Source organism: Janthinobacterium sp. JC611, assembly GCF_018682595.1.
GTDB lineage: Bacteria > Pseudomonadota > Gammaproteobacteria > Burkholderiales > Burkholderiaceae_D > Janthinobacterium.
On sequence record NZ_JAFLJN010000007.1, the window covers coordinates 56,646 to 77,954 of the forward strand.

Annotated in this window: 23 protein-coding genes and 2 tRNA genes; 10 read left to right on the top strand and 15 right to left on the bottom strand. The window is 63.2% G+C overall.

The features are described from left to right. The first annotated feature begins 7 nt into the window (after positions 1-7). The gene (locus J0O65_RS07000) at positions 8-3,067 is read left to right on the top strand and encodes an efflux RND transporter permease subunit (RefSeq protein ID WP_215405394.1); all 3,060 of its coding nucleotides are present in this window, start codon (positions 8-10) and stop codon (positions 3,065-3,067) included. A 116-nt stretch (positions 3,068-3,183) separates the two neighbouring features. Here the strand turns inward: J0O65_RS07000 and J0O65_RS07005 are convergent, their stop codons facing one another. From J0O65_RS07005 to J0O65_RS07025, 5 genes are all read right to left on the bottom strand, one after another. After that, positions 3,184-3,531, bottom strand: a complete 348-nt coding sequence (locus J0O65_RS07005) for a hypothetical protein (protein WP_215405396.1) — start codon at positions 3,529-3,531, stop codon at positions 3,184-3,186. 249 nt (positions 3,532-3,780) lie between these two features. Beyond that, entirely contained in the window at positions 3,781-4,704 is a 924-nt protein-coding gene (locus tag J0O65_RS07010) for an SAM hydrolase/SAM-dependent halogenase family protein (RefSeq protein WP_215405398.1), read from the bottom strand. A 17-nt stretch (positions 4,705-4,721) separates the two neighbouring features. Further along, the gene (locus tag J0O65_RS07015; RefSeq protein ID WP_251373566.1) at positions 4,722-7,220 is read right to left on the bottom strand and encodes a TonB-dependent receptor plug domain-containing protein; all 2,499 of its coding nucleotides are present in this window, start codon (positions 7,218-7,220) and stop codon (positions 4,722-4,724) included. 120 nt (positions 7,221-7,340) lie between these two features. After that, complete coding sequence (locus J0O65_RS07020) at positions 7,341-7,727, bottom strand: phosphoglycerate mutase family protein (protein WP_353056160.1); 387 nt, start codon at positions 7,725-7,727, stop codon at positions 7,341-7,343. A 113-nt stretch (positions 7,728-7,840) separates the two neighbouring features. Beyond that, a complete protein-coding gene (locus J0O65_RS07025) occupies positions 7,841-9,241 on the bottom strand; it encodes an L-cystine transporter (protein ID WP_215405401.1) in 1,401 nt (466 codons plus the stop codon). A 262-nt stretch (positions 9,242-9,503) separates the two neighbouring features. Between J0O65_RS07025 and J0O65_RS07030 the strand changes: the two genes are divergently transcribed. From J0O65_RS07030 to J0O65_RS07040, 3 genes are read left to right on the top strand one after another with little or no spacing between them, the layout of a single operon-like run. Then, entirely contained in the window at positions 9,504-9,881 is a 378-nt protein-coding gene (locus J0O65_RS07030) for a nuclear transport factor 2 family protein (protein WP_215405402.1), read from the top strand. A gap of 13 nt (positions 9,882-9,894) precedes the next feature. Then, a complete protein-coding gene (locus tag J0O65_RS07035) occupies positions 9,895-10,284 on the top strand; it encodes a hypothetical protein (protein ID WP_215405404.1) in 390 nt (129 codons plus the stop codon). Between the two features lie 33 nt (positions 10,285-10,317). Next, entirely contained in the window at positions 10,318-10,923 is a 606-nt protein-coding gene (locus J0O65_RS07040; protein ID WP_215405406.1) for a hypothetical protein, read from the top strand. Positions 10,924-11,183: 260 nt separating this feature from the next. On the opposite strand, the gene J0O65_RS07045 is transcribed toward J0O65_RS07040, so the two are convergent. Beyond that, positions 11,184-11,792 (bottom strand): IMPACT family protein, encoded by a 609-nt coding sequence (locus J0O65_RS07045; RefSeq protein WP_215405408.1) that lies wholly within the window; start codon positions 11,790-11,792, stop codon positions 11,184-11,186. 67 nt (positions 11,793-11,859) lie between these two features. After that, positions 11,860-12,117, bottom strand: a complete 258-nt coding sequence (locus J0O65_RS07050; protein WP_215405410.1) for a hypothetical protein — start codon at positions 12,115-12,117, stop codon at positions 11,860-11,862. Between the two features lie 66 nt (positions 12,118-12,183). Here J0O65_RS07050 and J0O65_RS07055 point away from each other — a divergent pair, with 66 nt between their 5' ends. Beyond that, positions 12,184-12,969: an AraC family transcriptional regulator gene (locus tag J0O65_RS07055; RefSeq protein WP_215405412.1), complete on the top strand. Its 786-nt coding sequence runs from the start codon at positions 12,184-12,186 to the stop codon at positions 12,967-12,969. 119 nt (positions 12,970-13,088) lie between these two features. Here the strand turns inward: J0O65_RS07055 and J0O65_RS07060 are convergent, their stop codons facing one another. Together J0O65_RS07060 and J0O65_RS07065 are read right to left on the bottom strand one after the other, a co-directional pair. Then, complete coding sequence (locus J0O65_RS07060) at positions 13,089-14,015, bottom strand: hypothetical protein (protein ID WP_215405414.1); 927 nt, start codon at positions 14,013-14,015, stop codon at positions 13,089-13,091. A 172-nt stretch (positions 14,016-14,187) separates the two neighbouring features. After that, a tRNA-Lys gene (locus J0O65_RS07065) sits at positions 14,188-14,263 on the bottom strand. 119 nt (positions 14,264-14,382) lie between these two features. On the opposite strand from J0O65_RS07065, the gene J0O65_RS07070 reads away from it, so the two are divergent. Genes J0O65_RS07070 through J0O65_RS27840 form a run of 3 tightly spaced genes read left to right on the top strand, consistent with a single transcriptional unit; the run spans position 14,383 to position 16,332 of the window. Further along, positions 14,383-14,841 (top strand): MarR family winged helix-turn-helix transcriptional regulator, encoded by a 459-nt coding sequence (locus J0O65_RS07070; protein ID WP_215405416.1) that lies wholly within the window; start codon positions 14,383-14,385, stop codon positions 14,839-14,841. Further along, the gene (locus J0O65_RS07075) at positions 14,838-16,142 is read left to right on the top strand and encodes an MDR family MFS transporter (protein WP_251373570.1); all 1,305 of its coding nucleotides are present in this window, start codon (positions 14,838-14,840) and stop codon (positions 16,140-16,142) included. The genes J0O65_RS07070 and J0O65_RS07075 overlap by 4 nt, the downstream gene beginning before the upstream one ends. Continuing rightward, positions 16,063-16,332: a hypothetical protein gene (locus tag J0O65_RS27840; RefSeq protein WP_251373572.1), complete on the top strand. Its 270-nt coding sequence runs from the start codon at positions 16,063-16,065 to the stop codon at positions 16,330-16,332. The genes J0O65_RS07075 and J0O65_RS27840 overlap by 80 nt, the downstream gene beginning before the upstream one ends. On the opposite strand, the gene J0O65_RS07080 is transcribed toward J0O65_RS27840, so the two are convergent. Further along, positions 16,326-17,414 carry an NADH:flavin oxidoreductase/NADH oxidase gene (locus J0O65_RS07080; RefSeq protein ID WP_215405418.1) on the bottom strand — a complete coding sequence of 363 codons (1,089 nt, stop codon included), beginning with the start codon at positions 17,412-17,414 and terminating at the stop codon, positions 16,326-16,328. The two genes, J0O65_RS27840 and J0O65_RS07080, sit on opposite strands and share 7 nt — an antisense overlap. Positions 17,415-17,520: 106 nt before the next feature. On the opposite strand from J0O65_RS07080, the gene J0O65_RS07085 reads away from it, so the two are divergent. Continuing rightward, a complete protein-coding gene (locus J0O65_RS07085) occupies positions 17,521-17,862 on the top strand; it encodes an ArsR/SmtB family transcription factor (RefSeq protein WP_215405420.1) in 342 nt (113 codons plus the stop codon). A gap of 122 nt (positions 17,863-17,984) precedes the next feature. Continuing rightward, entirely contained in the window at positions 17,985-19,115 is a 1,131-nt protein-coding gene (locus J0O65_RS07090; protein WP_215405422.1) for an acyltransferase family protein, read from the top strand. Positions 19,116-19,149: 34 nt separating this feature from the next. Here the strand turns inward: J0O65_RS07090 and J0O65_RS07095 are convergent, their stop codons facing one another. The 5 genes from J0O65_RS07095 to pal form a co-directional block, all read right to left on the bottom strand. Continuing rightward, positions 19,150-19,431 (bottom strand): type II toxin-antitoxin system RelE/ParE family toxin, encoded by a 282-nt coding sequence (locus J0O65_RS07095; RefSeq protein WP_251373574.1) that lies wholly within the window; start codon positions 19,429-19,431, stop codon positions 19,150-19,152. Further along, positions 19,400-19,603, bottom strand: a complete 204-nt coding sequence (gene relB / locus J0O65_RS07100; RefSeq protein ID WP_215405425.1) for a type II toxin-antitoxin system RelB family antitoxin — start codon at positions 19,601-19,603, stop codon at positions 19,400-19,402. Before relB ends, J0O65_RS07095 begins: the two co-directional genes overlap by 32 nt. A 143-nt stretch (positions 19,604-19,746) precedes the next feature. After that, positions 19,747-19,822: transfer RNA gene (locus tag J0O65_RS07105), tRNA-Lys, on the bottom strand. 67 nt (positions 19,823-19,889) lie between these two features. Then, positions 19,890-20,648 (bottom strand): tol-pal system protein YbgF, encoded by a 759-nt coding sequence (ybgF, locus tag J0O65_RS07110; protein WP_215405427.1) that lies wholly within the window; start codon positions 20,646-20,648, stop codon positions 19,890-19,892. A gap of 135 nt (positions 20,649-20,783) precedes the next feature. After that, entirely contained in the window at positions 20,784-21,305 is a 522-nt protein-coding gene (pal, locus tag J0O65_RS07115) for a peptidoglycan-associated lipoprotein Pal (RefSeq protein WP_034759187.1), read from the bottom strand. Positions 21,306-21,309: the final 4 nt, after the last annotated feature.

Genomic DNA, 21,309 nt, shown 5'->3' on the forward strand with positions numbered 1-21,309 from the left:
CGCCGCCATGAACTTCACCGATCTCTTTATCCGCCGACCCGTGCTGGCCATGGTGGTGAGCCTGCTGCTGCTGGTGCTCGGCGCGCGCTCCCTGTTCAGTTTGCCGATCAACCAGTATCCGAAGACGCAGAACGCCGTCGTGACGATCTCCACCACCTATTACGGCGCCGATGCGCAGACGGTGGCCGGTTTCATCACGCAGCCGCTGGAATCGGCCATCGCCCAGGCGCAGGGCATCGATTATCTGTCTTCGTCGAGCAGCAGCGGCGTGTCGACCATTACGGCCACCTTGCGCCTCAATTACGACGCGAACCGGGCTTTGACGGAAATCAATACCCAGGTCAGCTCCGTCAAGAACCAGTTGCCCGCCCAGGCCCAGACGCCCGTGCTGACGGTGGCGATGGGGCAGACGACGGACGCCATGTACCTGGGTTTTTACAGCAAGACCTTGCCGACGAATAATGTGACGGATTACCTGAGCCGCGTGGTCAAGCCCAAGCTCGACTCCGTCAGCGGCGTGCAGACGGCCGAACTGCTGGGCGCGCGCCTGTTCGCCCTGCGCGCCTGGCTGGACGCGGACAAGATGGCCGCGTTCGGCGTGACGGCGGCCGAAGTCAGCGCCGCCCTGGGCAATAACAATTACCTGGCCGCGCTGGGAGCCAGCAAGGGGCAGATGGTGACCGTTCCCCTGACGGCCGGCACGGATCTGCATTCGGTCGAGGAGTTCCGACAGCTCGTCGTCAAGCGCAGCGGCGACTCCATCGTGCGCCTGCAAGACCTGGCCACCGTCGTGCTCGGCTCGGAAAACTATGACTTCAACGTGGCCTTCAGCGGCGTGCGCTCGGTCTTCATCGGCATCAAGGTGGCGCCGGAAGCCAATATCCTCGACGTGGCCGAGCGCGTGCGCGCCGTCTTTCCCGATCTCCAGGCCCAGCTGCCAGCCGGGCTGACGGGCGAAATCGTGTATGACTCGACCTTCTTCATCAATACCTCCATCCACGAAGTCATCAAGACGCTGGCCGAGGCGCTGCTGATCGTCACCATCGTCATCTTCCTGTTCCTGGGCAGCCTGCGGGCCGTGATCGTGCCCGTGATCGCCATGCCGCTGTCCCTGATCGGCACGTTTACGGCCATGCTGGCGCTCGGCTACTCCATCAATTTGCTGACCTTGCTTGCCATCGTGCTGGCCATCGGCCTGGTGGTCGACGACGCCATCATCGTGGTGGAAAACGTGGACCGCCACATGAAGCAGGGCCAGCCGCCGCTGGAGGCCAGCTTGCTGGCGGCGCGCGAACTGGGCAGTCCTATCCTGGCCATGACGGTGGTGCTCATCGCCGTGTACGTGCCGATCGGTTTCCAGGGCGGCCTGACGGGCGCGCTGTTCACGGAATTCGCTTTCACCCTGGCCGGCGCCGTGGCCGTCTCGGGCGTGGTGGCCTTGACCCTGTCGCCCATGATGTGTTCGCGTTTTTTCCGCAAGGAACAGGACAGCGGGCGCTTCGTGCAAGCCATCGACCGCGTCTTCGGCAAGGTGCACGACGCGTACCGGCGCCTGCTGCATGCGCTGCTCGACACCTGGGTGGTGCTCATCGTCCTGGCGGCGCTGCTGATGGTGGTGCTGGGGCTGATGTTCAAGATGTCGCAGTCCGAGCTGGCGCCCGAGGAAGACCAGGGCGTCGTGCTGTCGCAGGTGGTGGGCGACCCGACGGCCACGTCGGACCAGATGCAAGTGTATGCCGAGCAAATCTACCAGGTGGCCAAGACCATGCCCGAATACAGCCAGATGTTCCAGATCACGGGTGTTCCGACTGTCAACTCGGGTTTTGGCGGCATGCTGATGACGCCCTGGGACGAGCGCACGCGCAGCGCCCAGCAAGTGCAGCAGGACTTGCAGGCGGGCTGGAACCGGATTGCCGGCGCCCGCGTGGCCGCCTTCCAGTTTCCCGCCTTGCCCGGTTCCTCGGGCTTGCCGGTGCAGTTCGTCATCGCCACCACGGAGCCGTTTGAAAACCTCGATACCGTTGCGCAGCAGGTGCTGGAGAAGGCGCGCGCATCGGGCAAGTTCTATTTCATCGATACGGACTTGAAAATCGACAAGCCGCAAGCCACCGTCGTGGTCGACCGCGACAATGTCGCCGCGCTGGGCATGACGCAGCAGGATGTGGGCTCGGCGCTGGGAGCGGCCCTGGGCGGCGGCTACGTCAATTACTTTTCCATCGCCGGGCGTTCGTACAAGGTGATCCCGCAGGTGTTGCAGGTGGACCGCCTGAATCCATCGGCCGTGCTGGATTTTCATCTCAAGACGCCCAACGGCACGATGATACCGGCCAGTACCGTCGCGCATATCCAGTACGATGTCGTGCCCGAATCCATCAACCGCTTCCAGCAGCTCAACTCCGTCACCCTGTCCGGCGTGTCCGGCGCCTCGCAGGGCGAGGTGCTGGCCTTCCTGCGCGATACGCTGGCCCAGGTGGCGCCCAGCGGCTACACGGCCGATTACGCCGGCCAGTCGCGCCAGTTCGTGCAGGAATCAGGCGGCTTCATCGTCACCATGCTGTTTGCCGTGGTGATCGTCTTCCTGGCGCTGGCGGCGCAGTTCGAGAGTTTCCGCGACCCCGTCGTGATTCTTGTTTCCGTGCCATTGGCCCTGTTTGGCGCCACCATGTTCATCTTCCTTGGCTTTGCATCGATCAATATCTACACGGAAGTGGGCCTGGTGACCCTGATGGGGCTGATCAGCAAGCATGGCATCCTGATCGTGGAAGTGGCCAATCAGCTGCAAAAGGCGGGCAAGAGCAAGCGCGAGGCGGTGGAAGAAGCGGCCGCCGTGCGCCTGCGTCCCATCCTGATGACGACGGCCGCCATGGTGTTTGGCGTGCTGCCGCTGGTGATCGCCTCGGGCGCGGGCGCGGCCGGACGCCACGCGATGGGACTGGTGATTTTCACGGGCCTGTCCATCGGCACCCTGTTTACCCTGTTCGTGGTGCCGGCCATGTATCTGTTCCTCGCGGCGGACCACCAGGCGCTGAGCGCCCGGGCGGCTGGCAAGGCGGTGCCGGCCCTCTGACGTGATGTGGCAGGGAAATTGCTGCGCGGTGCAATAAAAAGAGCCTTCGTCGGAAGGCTCTTTGCTGCGTATTTGCCGCAGTCTGGCCGCCCGCCGGGGCGGCACTGGCGCGGCGGTTAGCTGCTGCGCGGCGGTGGCGTGGTGCCGGTCCCCGTTCCGGTACCGGTGCCGGTACCCGGCGTGGTGTTGGGCGGGGTGGCCGGCGGCGTGGTCGTGCCGTCGGGATGCGTGGTGGTGCCGGGCGCAACGGATGGGGTGGCGGGCGTGGTGGTGTCCGGCGTGGTGGTGCCGCTGGTTCCCGAGGTGCCGCTGCCGCCCGTGCCTGGCGTGGTGGCGGGAGCCGTGTTGGGCGTGGCCGCCGGGGCGGTGGTGGACTCATTGCGCTTGTTGCAGCCGCCCAGCAGCGCGCACACGATGGCGGTGCCGAGGACAAGCTTGCTGGTGCTAGGGAGTGGAGCCGTCATGATTGTTCCTTTCTCGTTGGAAAGCTGTCGTGGGTGATCCTACCTGCCAGGCTGCCTGCCACAGTGTGGGCAGACCACCGCAACAATGCTGGCATCGCTTGCAAAATTTAGAGTAGGCAGGTGCGCGCAGGTTCACCGGATTTACAAATCAGCGGCCATCGGCGGGGGGAGAGGCGATTCGCTTTGACGTGGCGCAAACGCGGCATGAACGGGAAAGAAAGGGCCAGGACAGGACGCCCTGGCCGGTGTTTATTTCGATGTTGAAACCTTGCTCACTTCCACTTCCCAATCCACGCCCGACTCGACATGGTGCTTGGCCGCAAAGTCGCCCTGGCTGATGGCGATGGCCACGTCGAGCAGGCTGTTCAGGTAGACCAGGGGCTTGCCCTTGGCCACGCCGCCGAACGTGTGTTCGAACGGTGCCGTGACCTTGGCCACTTGCTTGCCCTTGTGCAAAATGCGCACTTGCAGCGGGTCGTGCAGTGTTACCTGCAATTCGTCGAGCAGGGATTTCGGGATATTCGTCCAGACATTGCCATACTTGACGTCGAGCACGGGCACGATGCCGCGGATGGTATTGCCGACTCGCACGGGTTTTTGATACGCGATCTTCACCACGGATTCGCTCGGCAATGCCGGGCCCACCTGTTCATACGTGATGGCGCCCGACGCCAGGCGCGCGCCCACATACGCGTACACGTCGCGGCCATGGAAGGTGTACGACTCGGCGGAACCTGCCAGGCGGTTGACCTTTTCATCGATTTCGCGCAGTTCGGCCACACCGTCGCGCTCGGCGATCAGGGTGAACAGGCCATTGTCCGGTCCCACGAAGTAGCGCCCGCCCTTGGTTTTCAGCACCACCGACTTGCGCGCCGTGCCCACGCCCGGGTCGATGACGGAGACGAATACCGTGCCTTGCGGCCAGTAATTGGCCGTCTGGTACAGGCGATAGGCGCCCAGCCAGATGTCGTAGTCGGGAATCTGGTGCGTCAGGTCCGAGATGGTCAGCCGGGGATCGACGCCATAGGCCACGCCATGCATGGCCGACACGGCGCCGTCGGCCGTGCCGAAGTCCGTCATCAGCACCAGCGGCGCGGCAGCCTGTGCGGACGACAGCAGGAAGGCGCTCAGGCAGGCGCCGGCGACGAGGTGAGAAATTTTCTTGATGATCATAGGTTCTTTCCGTGACGTTAAAACGTGTAGTTCAGCTTGGCGTAGAAGTACGCGCCATTGACGCCGATGGGGTTGATGAAATTGTAGGGCAGGGCGCCGCCATAGGTGGCGTTGTTCGTTTCCCGCACGCGCTGCGGATAGCGGTCGAGGATGTTGTTGCCGCCCACGCTCACCGTCAGTTGCTTGCTCAGTTTTAACTGGCCTTCCAGGTCCAGCGACCAGACGGCGCCGAAGCGCTGCGCGGGGATGCCGTCGATCAAGGGGGCATCGCTGTCGTACGAAAAATCTTTCAGTTCGCCAAAGCGCGTGGCGCGCGCCTGCAGGCCCCAGCCGGCCGCCTGCCAGTCGGCGCCGAGGATCAATTTGCTGGTCGGCGACGCATGTTTGATGCGGAACAAACTCGTCTCCGTCAGCAGGGTCAGACTGGGATCGATATCGGTCAGCGCGGCGGAACGTTGGCGCACCTTGTCGAGGCTGGTCTTGTTCAGGTTCAGGGCCGCGTTCAGGTTCAGTTTGCCTGAGGAGAACGCCAGATCATGATTCAGCACCACGTCCAGGCCGCGCGTATCGGTGTCGAGCAGGTTGGCCAGATAGGCCACGGACTGGATGTCGCTGCGGCCGTTGGCGGCCAGGTAGGCGGTGACGGCATCGCTTTGCAAGTCGCTCGAGCGCGTGATGCGGTCGCGGATGCGGATCACGTAGGCGTCCACCGTCACGCTGGTGGCGGCGGCCGGTTTCCAGGCCAGGCCCAGCGAGGCGTTGGTCGATTTTTCAGGTTTCAACTGTTGCGCGCCGAAGCTGCGCGCCAGCGGGTCGCTGGCCGGCAGCAGGGCCGCCGTTTGCAGGGCCGTGCCATCGGCATTGAAGTTCAGCGTGGCGAAGCGGAATCCCGTCTGCACCAGGGCCGGCGCGCGGAAGCTGTTCGACAGCGAGCCGCGCACGAGGAAATTATCAGTCACTTTATAGCGCGCGGACAGTTTGCCCGTGCTGGCGCCGCCGAAGTCGCTGTAGTCGGAGTAGCGGGCGGCCGCGCCCACCAGCAGGCGCGGCGTGAGGTCGCTTTCCACGTCCGCATACACGGAGCGGATCTGCCGGCTGCCGTCATAGACATCCGACGGGCGCAGGCCCGGCCCCGCCTGCGCGCCCGGCGGGGCATCGGTGAAACTGCCGGCCGCATACGAAGCGGGGTCGCCGGCCGAGCTGGTGTAGCTTTCGCGCATCCATTCCGCGCCCACCGCCACGTTCAAGGGGGCGGGCAAGCCGATGTCGATGCTGCGCGTGGCATCGACGTTCAAGGCGTTCTGGCGGAAGTCGAAGCCGGCCAGCTTGAAACGCGTGGGGCTGGCCGCGCCCAGCGAGGCGTTGACGGAGTGGCTCACGCCGTAGTCAAAGCGGTCGCTGCCGTGGCGCGCGCTGGCGTCCCAGTTCCACGCGCCCGCGCTGCCGCGCACGCCGGCCACGATGCCGAGGTCGCGCTTGTCGCCATTGGTGACGGGACGGTAGCCGTGCGGATACAGGGCCGCTACGTTCGACGGGTCGCCCGGATAGCGGAAGTAGGCGCTGCCATCCGATGTGCGCTCGTTGAGGGTGGCAAACGAGTACAGGTCCAGGCCGTTGGCCAGGGTGAGCTGGGTGTTATAGAACAGGTAGTGGTTGCGCTGGCGCGAGTCGCCGGACTTGAACACCACCTTGCCGTCGAGCGCCTGGTCCGCCGGCGTGAAGTTGTAGGAAGTCCAGCCCGCGTCGCTGGGGCCGGCCCTTTCCGTGGGCGAGCGGCGCCGCGTTTCCGCGCCGAAGCGGAAGAATCCCGCCTCGCCCAGCGGCAGGCCATAGTCGGCGTTGACGATGACGGTCTGGCCATCCGTCAGGGTTTGGCCGGTCGGGTCGAAATGCGTGTGGTTGGCGCCATAGCTGACGGAAGCGGCGCCGCCCGTGCGCGCCTTTTTCAGCACGATGTTGATCACGCCCGCGACGGCGTCGCTGCCGTACTGGGCGCCGGCGCCGTCGCGCAGGATTTCGATGTGGTCGATGGCGTTCGGCGCAATGGCGTTGATGTCCACCGGCACGGTGCCGGCAAAGCTGCTTTCCGTGTCGAGCACGGCGCTCGTGTGGCGGCGTTTGCCGTTGATCAGCACCAGCACCTGGTCCGGCGCCAGCCCGCGCAACTGGATGCCGCGCACGGAGTCCGACGCGCCGCTCGACTCGATGCGGGGGAAGTTGATCGAGGGCGACAGGTTTTGCAGGGCAGCGCCCACGTCGCCCGTCGACAGCGCGTTGCTCACTTCGCGCGCGCCGAAGCGGTCGATGGGCACGCTGCTGTCGAAGACGGTGCGGTTGCGCGCGCGCGAGCCGACGACGGTGACCTGGTCGATGCTGGCCGTGGCTTGTGCTTCTGCGCCCTTGGCCGTGTCATCGGCCCAGGCCGGTGCGGCGCCCAGCATGGCGCAGGCCAGCACGATGGCGCGCAGCGGCGTGGCGGGAAGGGAAAGGGAGGCGGATGAATGGCGCGGATGCAAGGCGGTGTCCTTTGGGCTCGATTAGTGTCGGTGTGGAAACAGTTGTCATGAGCTTAAGGGAGGCGCCCGCCGGCGCTAACGATTCTTTCTGGATATGCTTATGCTGTTGTTTTTATGCCTTTATTGCCCCCGCTCAGGATTTGGGCGCGGCCGGCATATCGGGCTGGGCCGTGACGGGTGTGCCGGCCGCCTCCAGCGGTCGAGGATGCCGAACTCCTTTTCACGCAGGCGCTCGTCGGCCACCACCGAGGCGAGGCTGTCCGCGTCGAGGCGCGCCAGCACGGCCTGCGCCGTCTGCCGCGCGCGCACGTAGGGCGAATACAGCACGACGGTTGCTTGTTGTTCAGGGGGAAGGGTGGCGAACCAGTCGCCCAGGGCCTGCGCCTGGCGCGCGCCCAGCTCGGAGAGGGGGACGTCGACATCACGCTCGGCGATGGCGATCAACAGCTGTTTTTCCGCCTCGGCGGCATCGCGCGCCACGTTGCCGGTACTTTGGCCGTGCCGCACGATCCAGATGTGCCGCGGCCATTTCTGTTCCATCGCCTTGCGCCTTCCTCTATGTCTATTGTCAATCAATATAGAGGGAGGCGGCAAGGCGCGGCGCGCAGCCCGATGGTTTCCTAAGCAGCGTGTTCCGCCTCGTCCAGGTCGGGCGCGTCATCGCTGTTGTAGACGGCCAGGTCGGTCTCGCCCATGATCCGGCTGGTGACGGTGCCGGCCGTGATCGACCCGCTCACGTTCAGGGCCGTGCGGCCCATGTCGATCAGCGGTTCGACGGAGATCAGCAAGCCGGCCAGCGCGACGGGCAAGTCCATCGCCGACAGCACGATCAGGGCGGCAAACGTGGCGCCGCCGCCCACGCCGGCCACGCCGACGGAGCCGATGGTGATGATGGCGAGCAAGGGCAGCAGGAAGCTGATCGTGAACGGGTCGACGCCGACGGTGGGAGCGATCATCACGGCCAGCATGGCGGGATAAATGCCGGCGCAGCCGTTCTGGCCGATGGTCGAACCGAACGAGGCGGCGAAGTTGGCGATGCCTTCCGGCGTGCCCAGGCGCTGGGTCTGCGTCTGCACGCTCATCGGGATGGAACCGGCGCTGGTGCGCGAGGTGAAGGCGAAGGCCAGCACGGGGAAGACTTTCTTTACGAAGCGCAGCGGGTTCAGGCCCACGCCGGCGATGATGGCCAGGTGCACGAGGAACATCAATATCAGCGCGCTGTAGGAGGCGACGACGAAGTTGATCAATTTTAAGATGTCCGTGTAGCTCGACGAGGCCACCACTTCAAACATCAGCGCGAACACGCCATACGGCGTCAGGCGCAGCACCAGGGTGACCATGCGCATGACGATGGCGTGCGCCACTTTCATGAAACTTTCGAAGGAAGCGAAGATTTCCGGCTTCTTCGCCGCGATGCCCGTGGCCGAGATGCCGATGAAGATGGAGAACACCACCACGGCGATGGTCGACGTCTTGCGCGCGCCCGTCATGTCGAGGAAGGGGTTGGTCGGCACGAAGCTGACCAGCAGTTTTGGCAAGGACAGGGCCTTCGCCGTTTCCAGCGAGCCTTGCAGCTGCACGCCGCGCGCCACTTCGGCGGCGCTCGACGTCAGGCCGACAGCCGTCAGGCCGAACAGCTTGGCCATCAAAATGCCCAGCGCGGCGGCGATGGTGGTGGTAATGAGCAGGGTGCCGATGGTCAGCGCGCTGATCTTGCCCAAGGAGCTCGCGTCCTTGAGCTTTAAAATGGCGGAGATGATGGACACCATGATCAGCGGCATGATGATCATTTGCAGCAGCTTGACGTAGCCGCTGCCGACGATGTCGATGTATTCATTGGTGCCCGCGATGATGGGCGAACCGGCGCCGTACAGCCATTGCGCGGCCGCACCGAGCAGCACGCCCAGGCCCAGGCCCGTGAAGACGCGCACGGTGAACGTCGCGTGTTTGCGCTGCTGGTGGAACATGAAGGCGAAGACGATCAACGCAACGAGCAGGTTCAGAATGATGTTAATTGCCATGTAGGGGCCTTATCTTGGTTTTATTCGAGACTGCGGAGAGCATGAGAACTTTACTACAAGTAACAGCTGCCCCAGCCTGGGGCGAAAGGGCAAGCACTGTACAGTACTATGGGGGCGTTCTGCGCCATGCTGCTGCGAATATTACGCTATATGAATATGCCCCACAGGCATAAGTCTTCTGGATGATTGTGAAATTGGCTATTTCGTGCCAGCATGGTTTTCCGTTTGCTACTATGCGCGCGTTATTTTAATAAGGAAAAAGATGAATGCTTTAACGGAAGTACAAGTGCTCGATGCGGAAGAACGCTTGCGCCTGGCCATGATGGCGTCCGACGTGGCCGCGCTGAATGCCTTGCTGGCTGACGACTTGCTGTTTACCAATCACCTGGGTCATCTGCTGAGCAAACATGCGGACCTGGCCGCGCACGAGCAGCGCTTGCTGGCCATCACGGACCTGCGCGCCTCCGAGCGCCATGTGCGTCTCAACGGCCACGTGGCCGTGGTTTCCGTGCGCATGCAGCTGACGGGCAAGTATCACGACGTGGAAACGCATGGCGACTTCCGTTTTACGCGCGTCTGGGCGCAGGATGCGGCCGGTGCGCTGCAAGTGATCGCCGCCCATTCCGGCGTCGTGGCTTGAGGAGCAAGATTTAGTGGATCATCGTTCCAAAGGGCAGCTGTTGGAAGCTGTCATCGCCGCCGGCCCGGCCACCCTGGCCATCACGGCCGGCTATCCCGTGCTGTTGTACAACCTGGTGCGCACCTGGGCCGGCGCCCCCGGGGCCAATGCCCTGGCCGCCTTGCTGCTGACGGGCGGCCTGTGGGCCTTGCTGGAATTCTGGCGCATCGCCCTGGCGACGGTGGCGCGCAAGGCATACGCGTTCAACTGGCGCTTCTGGCTGGCCATCGCCGGTTTTCTCGCCTGCTTCGTGCGTTTCGTGCCGGACATGCCGGCCGGACTGATGTTGCTGTTGCTGGTGCTGCCGGCGCTGGCGTGGACGCATTTCATCTTGTTGCAGCTCAAGCGGCCGCGCAAGGCTTGATTGCTGGAAGTGTCGTAGCCGGAGCGATATAGCATGAGTGAAATCCAAAAACTGGGCGAGCAATTCCACGCGATAGCGTCGAAATCCGACTCTTTCATGGCGGCGTATTTGGATGCCGTCAAACTGCGCGTGGCGCGAACGCTGATCAGCAAAGGGCCGTTATGTAACGTCAGGCCATTCGAAGCCCAAAGGGCCGGCTTCAAGCCGGGAAAAGAGCTGAAGTCGCTGCCCGCGACGCTGAAAGATATCCATGTCTACTATTTCGATGGGGAAGGCAGGGTCATCCTGGTGGAAAGCTATGGCGGATCTGCTGCCATCATCAACAGGAGTTTCTATTTTCATGAGCGCGGCGAACTGGAAAGCGTGCATTTCAATGCGGGAGGGAGCTTGAGGAATGTCATGCTCAGTTTTCTTGACGGGGCACGCATCGCGCAGGACATTAATTTCGGAAAATTTGGCGAAGGGACTTACGATTATCTGTATGAGGATGATCGCCTCCATTCCATCATGGTCCGGCAGAAAGAGCATGGACAGGAAAACCCTGCCGGATATCAGATCCTGTTCGGCTATGTGGACGGACAGCTGGAGAATATTCTTCACGTGTTTGCGAATGGATATCAGGAGCAGCGCTATCCATGACGATGGTGGTTTTCAAGGCAAGGCCATGAAAAAACACATGTGGCATCTGTATTATGGTGGGACAGATGTGGTGGACGCCAATGCAGCGTGGGCGAGCGGGCATGCCGCTGCGGGCATCTGTACAGACTGCGGAAATTACATGCCCGGGAATGAAGGCGATTTCGCCGTGGTCGTGGATCAGCGTATTCCGGCAAAAGCGGATATGTTTTCCATTGGGCGATTATCGCCGTCCATCATGTCCGCCAGGCTGCACCAGTTGATTATGGCTGGCCCTCGCCATCCTGTGCGTCCAGCCACTGTATCCGTCCATTCCCCGCCTCAAGCAAGTGGGCGAGCAGGGCGGTGGCCGCCGTTTCAGGCAGGCTGAAGTCGAACAGCACGTCGTCGCCGTGTGCCACGTTCAGCAGTGTGGCGCCGGCGCCGTCGAGTTCGCGGCGCAGCATGCCTTCCATCGCATACGGCACCGTGCAGCGCAGGATTCTCTGGCGCACGATGGCCGTCTTTTCCGCCTGCAATAGCGCTTGCGCCACGCTGTCCGTGTAGGCGCGCACCAGGCCGCCCGCGCCCAGTTTCACTCCGCCAAAGTAGCGCACGACGGTCGCCAGCACGCCTTCCAGGTCCTGGTGGCGCAGCACATCGAGCATGGGCCGCCCGGCCGTGCCGCTCGGCTCGCCATCATCGACGGCGGCCGACTGCCCGCCCGCCAGCAGCGCCCAGCACACATGGCAGGCGCCCGGATGCTGGGCCTTCAAGTCATTGACCACCTGCTGCGCGCTGGCGCGGTCCGTCATCGGCTGCACGCAACCGATGAAACGGCTTTTCTTGATGATCAGTTCGCTGTGGACGGGAGCGGCAATGGTAAACGGCATGGCGGGTGCGAAGGCGGGCAAAGCAGCATGATAGAGGAAATGCGCGCCGGCGACGAGCCGGTGCCGCCTACTTGCCCGATGGCGATACCAGTTCGCGCAGCGCCGCATCGCGCACTTGCACGATGTCGAACAGTCCCAGCGCGTGCAAGGCGGGCAGTGAGTCGAGGATGTCGCGCTCGGCGCCGCTTCGCTCGGCGCCGCTGCTGGTCTCGTCCAGCCATAGCCTGGCATTGGCGAGGAAGGCGCCCACCGTGCCCTTGCGCACGGTGACGCCGTTGAACTGGCCCTGGTTTTGTTGATCGGGTAATACGTCTTCTGCGCGCATGATGCACTCCTGAACGATGGAAAGACGCCACTGTATGATGGCGGGATTGTCTTGCCTGCGTTGTTTATGTCATTCGATACGTCAAATCCGCCAATTTTGCCGCCGCTGCGCGCCATGCATATTTCCCAGCCACAGGAGCGCGTGACGGCGGCGCACCGCCACGCCAGCGGCCAGCTGTTCGGCGCCACGCGGGGCTTGCTCTCCGTTGCCGCCGACAGCGGGCAGTGGGTGGTGCCGGCCAGTCATTGCGTGTGGATGCCGCCCCATCACGTCCATGCGCTGCGTTCGCATGGCCCGTTTGCGGGCTGGAGCGTGTACGTGGACGAGGCCAGTTGCGGCGATTTGTCCGCCGCGCCTTGCGTGATGCGCGTCTCGGGCTTGCTGCGCGAAGCGGTGGGCCGCGCCAGCGCCTGGGGCGATGGCGCGCTGGACGCGCGGCAGGCCCGGGTGGCGGGCGTGATCCTCGACGAGATCACCGCGGCGCCGCACGAGCCCTTCGGTTTGTCGCTACCCAGGGACCCGCGCCTGCTGCGCGTGGCGCGCGCCGTGCTCGATGACCTGGCCGACGAGCGGGGCGTGGAAGCGCTGGCCGCCTGGGCCGGCGTCTCGCCGCGCACCCTGGCGCGCCGTTTCACGATCGAGACCGGTTTTACGCCGTCCGCCTGGCGCCAGCGCGCCCGCATCCTGCGCGCCCTGGAACTATTGGCTAGTGGCCAGCCCGTGACGACGATTGCGCTGGACCTGGGCTACGACAACGTCAGCGCCTTCATCGCCATGTTCAAGCGCGTGATGGGCGTGACGCCGGGGAGGTATGGGGATGGCGGTTCATCGAGCAATATCGGTATTGGATAAAGCGCAACTTGCTGTTGATGGAGGCGGCCAAGGCTGAAATCGTGTACGAATGCCGGACTTGACCCCGATCCCGCGATCTCAATAACGTCGTGCCTTGTATTGGCCGTCCTTTGGGAACGCTACTTCTTTGATGGCCAAATCAGTTCCGCTGAAAGGCAGCAGATCAGTTGGTAATTGTCTATATGAAAAATACTTGGGTCGGCAGGATCCTGTGTACCGACGAAGAAAATCCATCCTTTAATCTGCTTGTTACGCTTTGCTTGCTCGATGGCTTCTTCGCGAGTCGTGGTGAATTCGCGTAGCAACGTGTTACGACGGACCTTACTCCAACTTGCCCAGTTCACGCGCACTTTGCAAAGCGTCTTGTATCCCCCCGTTTCTTGGCTCCATTCGCCTGCGTTAAGCGTCAGCTCGCAGTACTCTTCTGTTATCAGTGGCCTTGCTACCCAGCGGATTGCTGCGTAATAAAGCCGGGTTGGAAACTTGAATGGTTCTGGCTTTTTGCTACGCAGGTAAGTGAAGATTTTGGCATAGGTGTTGCCTGCAACACCAGGAATCTCGAGCGGCAGAAAGTCGCGGTCGTTTGGAAGCTGAATGAATGCACGGCATGCGGGTCGAATGTTTTTTACTGAATGGCCATGATACTTGCGTGGCGTGGCGGCATTTTTATCCGACGTGCTGCTTGTCCTTGTGCTGCCGGATAATCCTTGCGTAACGAGGTCTTTAGCTTCTACGGGGCGTTTGTCGGTGAGTATCAATTTGCTGGGGAACGGTAGTGGGAACCCTTCTGGCGTGCCAACTCGCTCTTTCTTTGCGCGCTTGATTATCTTGTCCTCACCGTCAATATCACAACCCGCCTGATGCTTGTTGCTCGGCCCTAGCGTGAAGTACGGGCGCTTTTTGTTGTGCTCTTTATCGAACGATGCAGGAAATACCTGGGTGGTGCATCCACGGCAGATAAAGCCGTTGCGATCCACTGTCTCCATGGTCCAAAGCTCCTCGCATTCGACCAAATCGAGGGTTCTTGTATCGCGTGCCGTATCCATACATGGATTCCTGTGAGTGGTTTATCGATGTTTGCCCTTGGAAGGTGGCGTTGTGTATTTGTTTTTCAATGAGGGTGGAGAGACTATTTTGTGGCGATGCGGTGCGTAGCATGGACATAGTGGCGGAAAATGCAAAAAGCCAACCGCGAACGGTTGGCTTCTCTGAAGTATTTGGTAGGCCGTGCGGGATTCGAACCTGCGACCAACGGATTAAAAGTCCGCTGCTCTACCAGCTGAGCTAACGACCCAAGGGCGGCTATTATGACGGCCAACGGCGGTTTTGGGAAGGGCGGGGATGGAAAAAACCTTGCGCAGCGCTCGGGGGCGGACTAATATGGGTAGATAGCCTACCTACTTATATATTTCCATGTCCACTACCGAAGACCTTCCCATCCCTGAGCGCGCACTGGCGCTGTCCGACGAATTGCGCACGGCGTTCAAGCGCCTGCTGCGTACCATGCAGCGCGGAGGGGGCGAGCTGGAGGGCGGCGTGTCGATGATGCAGTACATGCTGCTGGCGTTGATCCACGAGCAGCCCGGCATCGGCGTGGCCGCGCTGGCGCGTCTGCAGAATGTGCGCGGGCCCACCGTCAGCGCGCAAGTCAAGTCGCTCGAAGAGGCGGGCCTGGTCGAGCGCAGCGCGCCCGATCCGCAGGACCGCCGGCGTTCGGGCTTGCAGGTGTCCGCGCAAGGGCTGGCCGTGCTCGAGACCCTGCGCGCGCGCCGCCGCGATGCGCTGGCGCATCGCATCGCCCGTCTGACGCCGCAGCAGGTCGATGCGCTGGCCGCCGCCATGCAACCCTTGCTCGAGATTGGACAGGCATGAGCGGCCACGATCACGCCGCAGGCGCAAAGCAAGACGCGGCCAAACCCGTCACCGAACGCGAAGTGCGCGCCATCTACCTGGGTTTGATGGCCGTGCTGGGCCTGGGCGCGCTGGACCAGAGCATCGTCGCCACGGCCTTGCCGCGCATCGTCGACGACCTGGGCGGCATGGCGCACCTGTCCTGGGTGGTCACGGCCTATGTGCTGGCCTCGACGGCCACCATGCCCCTGTACGGCAAGCTGGCCGACCAGTACGGCCGCCGCCCCATGATCTTCACCGCGCTGCTGACCTTTTTGCTCGGTTCTGTGCTGTGCGCACTGGCGCAGAACATGACGGAGCTGATCATCTTCCGCGCCATCCAGGGCCTGGGCGCGGGCGGCTTCATGCCGCTGGCACAGATCATCATCGGCGACATCGTGCCGCCGGCCGAGCGGGGCAAGCGGCAGGGCATGGTGCCCATCGTGTTTGCCGTCACCAGCGTGCTGGGGCCCGTGCTGGGCGGCGTGATCACGGATGCCTTGTCGTGGCACTGGATTTTCCTGGTCAACCTGCCCATCGGCGCGGCCGCCTTTGTCATCATCGCGCGCGCCATGCGCAAGCCGGTGCGCACGCATGCGCACAAGATCGATTATCTTGGCTCGGCCTTGCTGACGGGCGCCATCACGGCGGCCCTGCTGGTGCTGGCGCTGGGCGGCACCGAGTGGCCGTGGGACTCGCTCGCCATCAAGGTGTGCGGCGGAGGCGCGCTGCTGCTGGGTATCTGGCTGGCCTTTCATGTGGGGCGCGTCGATGAACCCGTGCTGCCGCCCGACCTGTTCGAAAGCCGTACTTTCAATATCGCCAGCCTGGTGATGGCCGTGACCTTCATGGGCCTGATGGGCGCCAGCGTCTTCTTCCCCCTGTTCTTCCAGCTGGTGATGGGCGCGAGTCCCGCCGAATCGGGCGTGATGACGGTGGCGATGATGGTGGGGCTGGTGGCGTCGCCGATGTTCAACGGCCGGGTGCTGTCGCGCTCGGGCAAGTACAAGATGGTGCAGGTGGCGGGGCTGGCGGTGGCGCTGCTGGCGTTTGCCGTGCTGGCCTGGGCCATGGCAACGTCGCGCGGTTATTGGGTCATCGAGCCGGCCATCTTCCTGCTCGGCACGGGACTGGGCCTGGTGATGCCGAACATGACGATCGCCGTGCAAAATGCCTTGCCGCTGGCGCGCCGCGGGCACGGCCATGCTGGCCTTTTTCCGCTCGCTGGGCGGCTTGCTGGGCGTGACGGCGTCCGGCGCCATCCTGGCGCACCAGCTACATAGCCATGGCGTGGAAGCCGTCTCGGCGCTGGGCGCGCACGCGGCGACGCAGACGGTGGACGTCTACCGCCATGCGATCGCCAGCGTGTTTGGCGCCGGCGCCGTGCTGCTGCTGGTGGGGCTGGTTTTCCTGCTGTTCCTGCCGGAACTGCCCCTGGAGGGGCATCCGGCAACGGTCAAGGACGATCAGTAGCGTTCCAGCCAGTGCGCATACGGCGCCGGCAGGGTCCACGAGGCGCGTTCCACGCCGAGTTCCTTGGCGGCAAAATATGCCCAGTGCGGATTGGCCAGGTGCGCCTTGCCCACCATCACCACGTCCAGCTGTTCTTCCTTGACGACGCGCTCGGCGATGGCCGGCGTACCGAAGCCCCAGGCGGACGAGACGGGCACGCCCGCTTCGCGGCGGACTCTTTCGGCGATCGGGCCCATGAAGGCGGGACCCCATGGAATCGATACGTCGGGAATCGTGAAGCCCATGCTGACGCTGAGCATGTCCATGCCGGCATCCTTGAACTGGCGCACGAGGGCTATCGATTCGAGCAGGGTTTGCTCGTCGCGGCCGTCGAATTCCAGCACGCCGAAGCGGATCGTCAGCGGCAGGTGCTCGGGCCACACTGCGCGCACGGCTTTCAAGGTTTCCAGCAGGAAGCGGCTGCGGTTTTCCACGCTGCCGCCATAGATATCGTCGCGCTGGTTCGAGTGGGCCGAGAAGAAGCTTTGCGCCAGGTAGCCGTGGGCGAAGTGCAGTTCCAGCCATTCGAAGCCCACTTCGCGGGCGCGGATGGCCGCGTCGACGAAGTTCTGGCGCACGCGGGCGATATCGTCGAGGTCCATGGCGCGCGGCACCTTCGGCAGGCCGCCGCCAAAGGCGATGGCGGACGGGGCGATGGTTTGCCAGCCGCGCGCATCGCCTTCCACGATATGGTCGTCGCCTTCCCATGGGCGGTTGGCGCTGGCCTTGCGGCCCGCGTGGGCGATCTGGATGCCGGGCACGGAGCCGCCCGCCTTGATGGCCTTTACCACCGGCACGAAGGCTTGCGCCAGGTCATCGTTCCAGATGCCCGTGCAGCCGGGCGTGATGCGGCCTTCCGGCGCCACGGCCGTCGCTTCGACGATCACCAGCCCGGCGCCGCCACGGGCCATGCCCGCGTAGTGCGACAGGTGCCAGTCGTTGACCTGGCCATCGACGGCCATGTATTGGCACATGGGCGGCACGGCGATGCGGTTGCGCAGGGTGATGCCTTTGAGAGTGTAGGGCTGGAAGAGGGCGGACATGGTGGCCTTTATGGTTTGTTGATGAGTAAGGTGCTGCTGCAGATTCGTTAGTTCGTAAATATTCGAATAATGGAATTAGTATAGCGCATGCTGTATGATTCTGCACATGCGCCCACACAAACATCCTCCCGCCAGCGAATTCGTGCTTGAAAGAGTGCTGTACGCCTTGAGCGATTCCATCCGCCTCGACATCGTGCGCCACCTGGCCAGAGTCGACGCGGCCGCCTGCGGCGACCTCGATGGCGGGCGGCCGAAGTCGACCGTTTCCCACCATTTCAAGGTCTTGCGCGAAGCGGGTCTCGTCTACACGGAAAACGCGGGCACGACGCACATGAATACCCTGCGCCGCGCCGACATCGAGAGCCGTTTCCCCGGCTTGCTGGACGCTATCCTGGCGCAGCGGCCCTTGGCGCCCGAGCCGCCGCAGGCGGAAAAGCCGGCAGCTTAGCCGCCTGCCGCGCCCCGCCATTTTCCAGGCTCGGCTATCATGTCGGCCTTTCGGTAAATCCCCGGCCGCGCGCCTGTTGCGCGACGCGCTGGCGACACTACCTGGCATGGCAAGGGATGGGAATGACGGCAGCAGCAGTGGTATCACAGGCGGACCTGGCACATCGTCCGCAGTTTGGCTGGATCAACGGTTTGAAGGCGGGCGCGGCGCAGTTGATCGTGTTGCACCATCTGGCGTTTTACGGGCCCATGTCCGACTACGTGCAGCCCCTGTGGCCCGAGTTGCTGGACTGGCTGGGCGGCAGCGCGCGCATCGCCGTACAGGTGTTTCTCGTCATCGGCGGCTTTCTCGCCGCCAAATCCCTCTCGCCCGCCGGCAACCCCGGCATTGCCACGCCGCTGCAAGCCATCTGGCGCCGTTATGCCAAGCTGGCGCCGCCTTTCCTGGCCGCCACCTTGCTCGCGGCCGTGATGACCCCGGTGGCCGGCATCTGGATGCTGCACGATTCCATGTCGGCCGCCGTCACCCTGGGCCAGCTGAGCGCCCATGCCTTGCTGCTGCACGGCGTGCTCGGCTATGAATCGCTGTCGGCCGGCGCCTGGTACGTGGCCATCGATTTCCAGCTGTACCTGCTGACGGTAGCGCTGCTATGGCTGGGCGGCCGCCTGGCGGGCCAGCGGCGCCGGCGCTGGCTGATGCCGCTGGCCGTCACCGCGGGCATCACCTTTTCCCTGCTGTATTTCAATCTCGACGCTGGCTGGGACAATTGGGCGCCGTATTTCTTCGGCAGCTATGGCCTCGGCATGCTGGCCTGGTGGGCCGGCGACCCTGCCCGCAAACCCGGCGCCATGACGGCGCTCATGGCGATGGCCGCCGTGCCCGTCCTGCTGGCCCTGGCCGTCGACTACCGCAGCCGCATCGCGCTGGCCCTGATCGTCGCCTGCGCCCTGTTCCTGTTCGGCCGCGCCCGTACGCCGTCCCAGGGCGGCGCCTGGAACATCGTCAATACCCTGGGGCGCATCTCGTATGCCGTGTTTCTCGTCCACTTTCCCGTCAGCCTGCTGGTCAATGCGCTGTTTGTCACGTATGCCCCGCTCGAACCGGCATGGCAGGCGCTGGGCATGCTGACCGCCTGGAGCGCCAGCCTGGCGGCCGGCGCCGCGTTTTACCGCTGGGTGGAAGTGCCGCTGGGGCGGGTGATGGGCGGTGTGCTGGCGCATCTGGCGGGAAGGCCGGCGCTGGCGTCGCGTTAACGACTGGCGTTCAGCATGCCGGTAGGGGAGGGGCTCAGGGATATCGTTGCCGTGTATGCATGACGGCAAGAATTTCTATCGCGCTTGCTTCAACGTGATATACGACGACATAGTTTGGGTGGGCTACCAGTTCCCGCGTGCCGGCAACTCTTCCGGTTCGGTACAAATGAGGATGATGTGGAAGTTGGGAGGCGACGTTGTCGATGTCGTTGTAAAGCTGAAGTGCTGCTGGCGGGTTGCGCTGAGCGATGTAAGTAAGGATCGTGGTCAAATCTTCCTGCGCTTTAGCCTTCCATCGAATTGGCAGCATGGTCATCAGGCTGGGCTGTGACGATTTTCCTCAGTTGCGCCATGACCGTTGCATGTGGACGGGCAGGGCGGTCATCATTTAGTGATGACAATACCTTGGCGCGAAACCAGTGGTCATAGGTTTCGGCTGCTTCCGCTGTCTCAAATGCGGATGTGGTCGAGGGTAGGGGGCCGTTCATGATTGCCTGATTATACGACAGTTCGACAGGGGCGTATCGCAGGTGGCAGGGTGTTTGATTTGTGTCAGCGCTGGCATTCAGTGTAGGTGATGCCGTTGAAAACAAAAAAGCCAACCGCGAACGGTTGGCTTCTCTGACGTATTTGGTAGGCCGTGCGGGATTCGAACCTGCGACCAACGGATTAAAAGTCCGCTGCTCTACCAGCTGAGCTAACGACCCGAAGAAGAAAGATTATAGGGGGTGCCCGGGATTCTGTCAAACCGAACGGGCAACTTTTTCCCCGTTTTTACTTTTTACCGGCCCGTTCCTTGGCAGCCTGGGCCGCGCTGGAGTCCGGGTAGCGCGAGATCAGGGCGTTCAAGGTCTTGGTCGCGTTCGGCTTGTCCTTCAGCTCCGTGTAGCAGCTGGCGATGTTGAGCATGGCGTCGGCCGCCTTCGGGCTGTCGGGGTAGTTCTTCAGCACTGCCTGCTGGGCCGTGATGGCGCTCTTGCAGTCGCGCTGGGCGTAATAGGCGTTGCCCAGCCAGTATTGTGCGTTGGCCGCGTAGGCCGATTCCGGATAGCGCTTGACGAAGGCGTCCAGGGCCGTCACGGCGCCCTTGTAGTCCCCCGACTTGAACAGGCCGAACGCAGATTCGTACGCGCTTTGCTCGGACACGCCCACGGCCGCTTCCTGGCCGTCGATGGTGACCTGGCGCGGTTCGAGCTTGCGCAGGCGCGCGTCGATGTCGGTGTAGAAATCCTTCTGGCGCTTTTGCACATTCGCCAGGTCGTTGCCCAGCACTTCGATCTGGCCGCGCAGGCGGGCGATCTCCTGCATGGTCTGGTCGTGCTGGTTGAGCATGCTCAGGGTGCTGGTCTTGTCCGCCTTGGCGTCGATGCGGCCGTTCAGGTCGCGCGCCATGGCGTCGACCTTGGCGCGCAGCTCGAGGATGGCCTTGCGTGCTTCGTCGTCATCGAACAGGGCGGCGTTGGCGTGCAGGGGCAGGTAGGCAAACGCGGCCATCAAGGCGGCGGCGACGCCGGCTTTCGAGAATGTCATCATGGGTCGGGCTTTCAAAGGTTACGCAAAACATGCAAACGGGGCGCCGGGCGGTGAATCACCGCGCTGCGCCCCATTATTATGCCTATGACTGGCCAGTTAGGTAAGCGTCAATGCTGCCGCGCTCACCCGTCAACATCAATAAACGATGTCAGCGCGGCGGTTTTCTGCCCATGCTGCTTCGTTGCTGCCTTGTGCTTTAGGCTTTTCTTTGCCCAGCGACACGGCTTCCATTTGGCCTTCCGGCACGCCCAGGGCGGCCATCGACTTGCGCACGGCTTCAGCACGTTTCTGGCCCAGGGCCAGGTTGTACTCGGCGCCACCGCGTTCATCGGTGTTACCTTGGATCAGGATCTTGCGGCTAGGCGTTTTCACCAGGTAAGCAGCGTGGTTTTGCACGACTGGGGTGTCCGCTTCGCGCACGACGTATTTGTCGAAGTCGAAGTAGATGCTGCGGTTGGCCAGCACGCCTTTTGGATCGTCCAGCGGATCGACCGATGCGGTCGTCACTGGCTGAACTTGACGGGTGTCAACTGGAGCGGCGACTTTTTCAGGAGCGCGCTCAACCACTGGGGTTTCTGCGACTTTGACTGGGGTGCTGCAGGCGGACAGCAGGGCTGCGGTAGCGGCGATGAAAGCCAAACTTTTAAAGTTACTCATTTTT

Excerpts from the sequence above, each read along its gene's own strand:
- J0O65_RS07000 (WP_215405394.1), top strand. The coding sequence starts at position 8 with ATGAACTTCACCGATCTCTTTATCCGCCGACCCGTGCTGGCCATGGTG.
- J0O65_RS07005 (WP_215405396.1), bottom strand. The coding sequence starts at position 3,531 with ATGACGGCTCCACTCCCTAGCACCAGCAAGCTTGTCCTCGGCACCGCC.
- J0O65_RS07010 (WP_215405398.1), bottom strand. The coding sequence starts at position 4,704 with ATGATCATCAAGAAAATTTCTCACCTCGTCGCCGGCGCCTGCCTGAGC.
- J0O65_RS07025 (WP_215405401.1), bottom strand. The coding sequence starts at position 9,241 with ATGGCAATTAACATCATTCTGAACCTGCTCGTTGCGTTGATCGTCTTC.
- J0O65_RS07030 (WP_215405402.1), top strand. The coding sequence starts at position 9,504 with ATGAATGCTTTAACGGAAGTACAAGTGCTCGATGCGGAAGAACGCTTG.
- J0O65_RS07040 (WP_215405406.1), top strand. The coding sequence starts at position 10,318 with ATGAGTGAAATCCAAAAACTGGGCGAGCAATTCCACGCGATAGCGTCG.
- J0O65_RS07045 (WP_215405408.1), bottom strand. The coding sequence starts at position 11,792 with ATGCCGTTTACCATTGCCGCTCCCGTCCACAGCGAACTGATCATCAAG.
- J0O65_RS07050 (WP_215405410.1), bottom strand. The coding sequence starts at position 12,117 with ATGCGCGCAGAAGACGTATTACCCGATCAACAAAACCAGGGCCAGTTC.
- J0O65_RS07055 (WP_215405412.1), top strand. The coding sequence starts at position 12,184 with ATGTCATTCGATACGTCAAATCCGCCAATTTTGCCGCCGCTGCGCGCC.
- J0O65_RS07060 (WP_215405414.1), bottom strand. The coding sequence starts at position 14,015 with ATGGATACGGCACGCGATACAAGAACCCTCGATTTGGTCGAATGCGAG.
- J0O65_RS07070 (WP_215405416.1), top strand. The coding sequence starts at position 14,383 with ATGTCCACTACCGAAGACCTTCCCATCCCTGAGCGCGCACTGGCGCTG.
- J0O65_RS07075 (WP_251373570.1), top strand. The coding sequence starts at position 14,838 with ATGAGCGGCCACGATCACGCCGCAGGCGCAAAGCAAGACGCGGCCAAA.
- J0O65_RS27840 (WP_251373572.1), top strand. The coding sequence starts at position 16,063 with ATGCTGGCCTTTTTCCGCTCGCTGGGCGGCTTGCTGGGCGTGACGGCG.
- J0O65_RS07080 (WP_215405418.1), bottom strand. The coding sequence starts at position 17,414 with ATGTCCGCCCTCTTCCAGCCCTACACTCTCAAAGGCATCACCCTGCGC.
- J0O65_RS07085 (WP_215405420.1), top strand. The coding sequence starts at position 17,521 with ATGCGCCCACACAAACATCCTCCCGCCAGCGAATTCGTGCTTGAAAGA.
- J0O65_RS07090 (WP_215405422.1), top strand. The coding sequence starts at position 17,985 with ATGACGGCAGCAGCAGTGGTATCACAGGCGGACCTGGCACATCGTCCG.
- J0O65_RS07095 (WP_251373574.1), bottom strand. The coding sequence starts at position 19,431 with ATGACCATGCTGCCAATTCGATGGAAGGCTAAAGCGCAGGAAGATTTG.
- relB (WP_215405425.1), bottom strand. The coding sequence starts at position 19,603 with ATGAACGGCCCCCTACCCTCGACCACATCCGCATTTGAGACAGCGGAA.
- ybgF (WP_215405427.1), bottom strand. The coding sequence starts at position 20,648 with ATGATGACATTCTCGAAAGCCGGCGTCGCCGCCGCCTTGATGGCCGCG.
- pal (WP_034759187.1), bottom strand. The coding sequence starts at position 21,305 with ATGAGTAACTTTAAAAGTTTGGCTTTCATCGCCGCTACCGCAGCCCTG.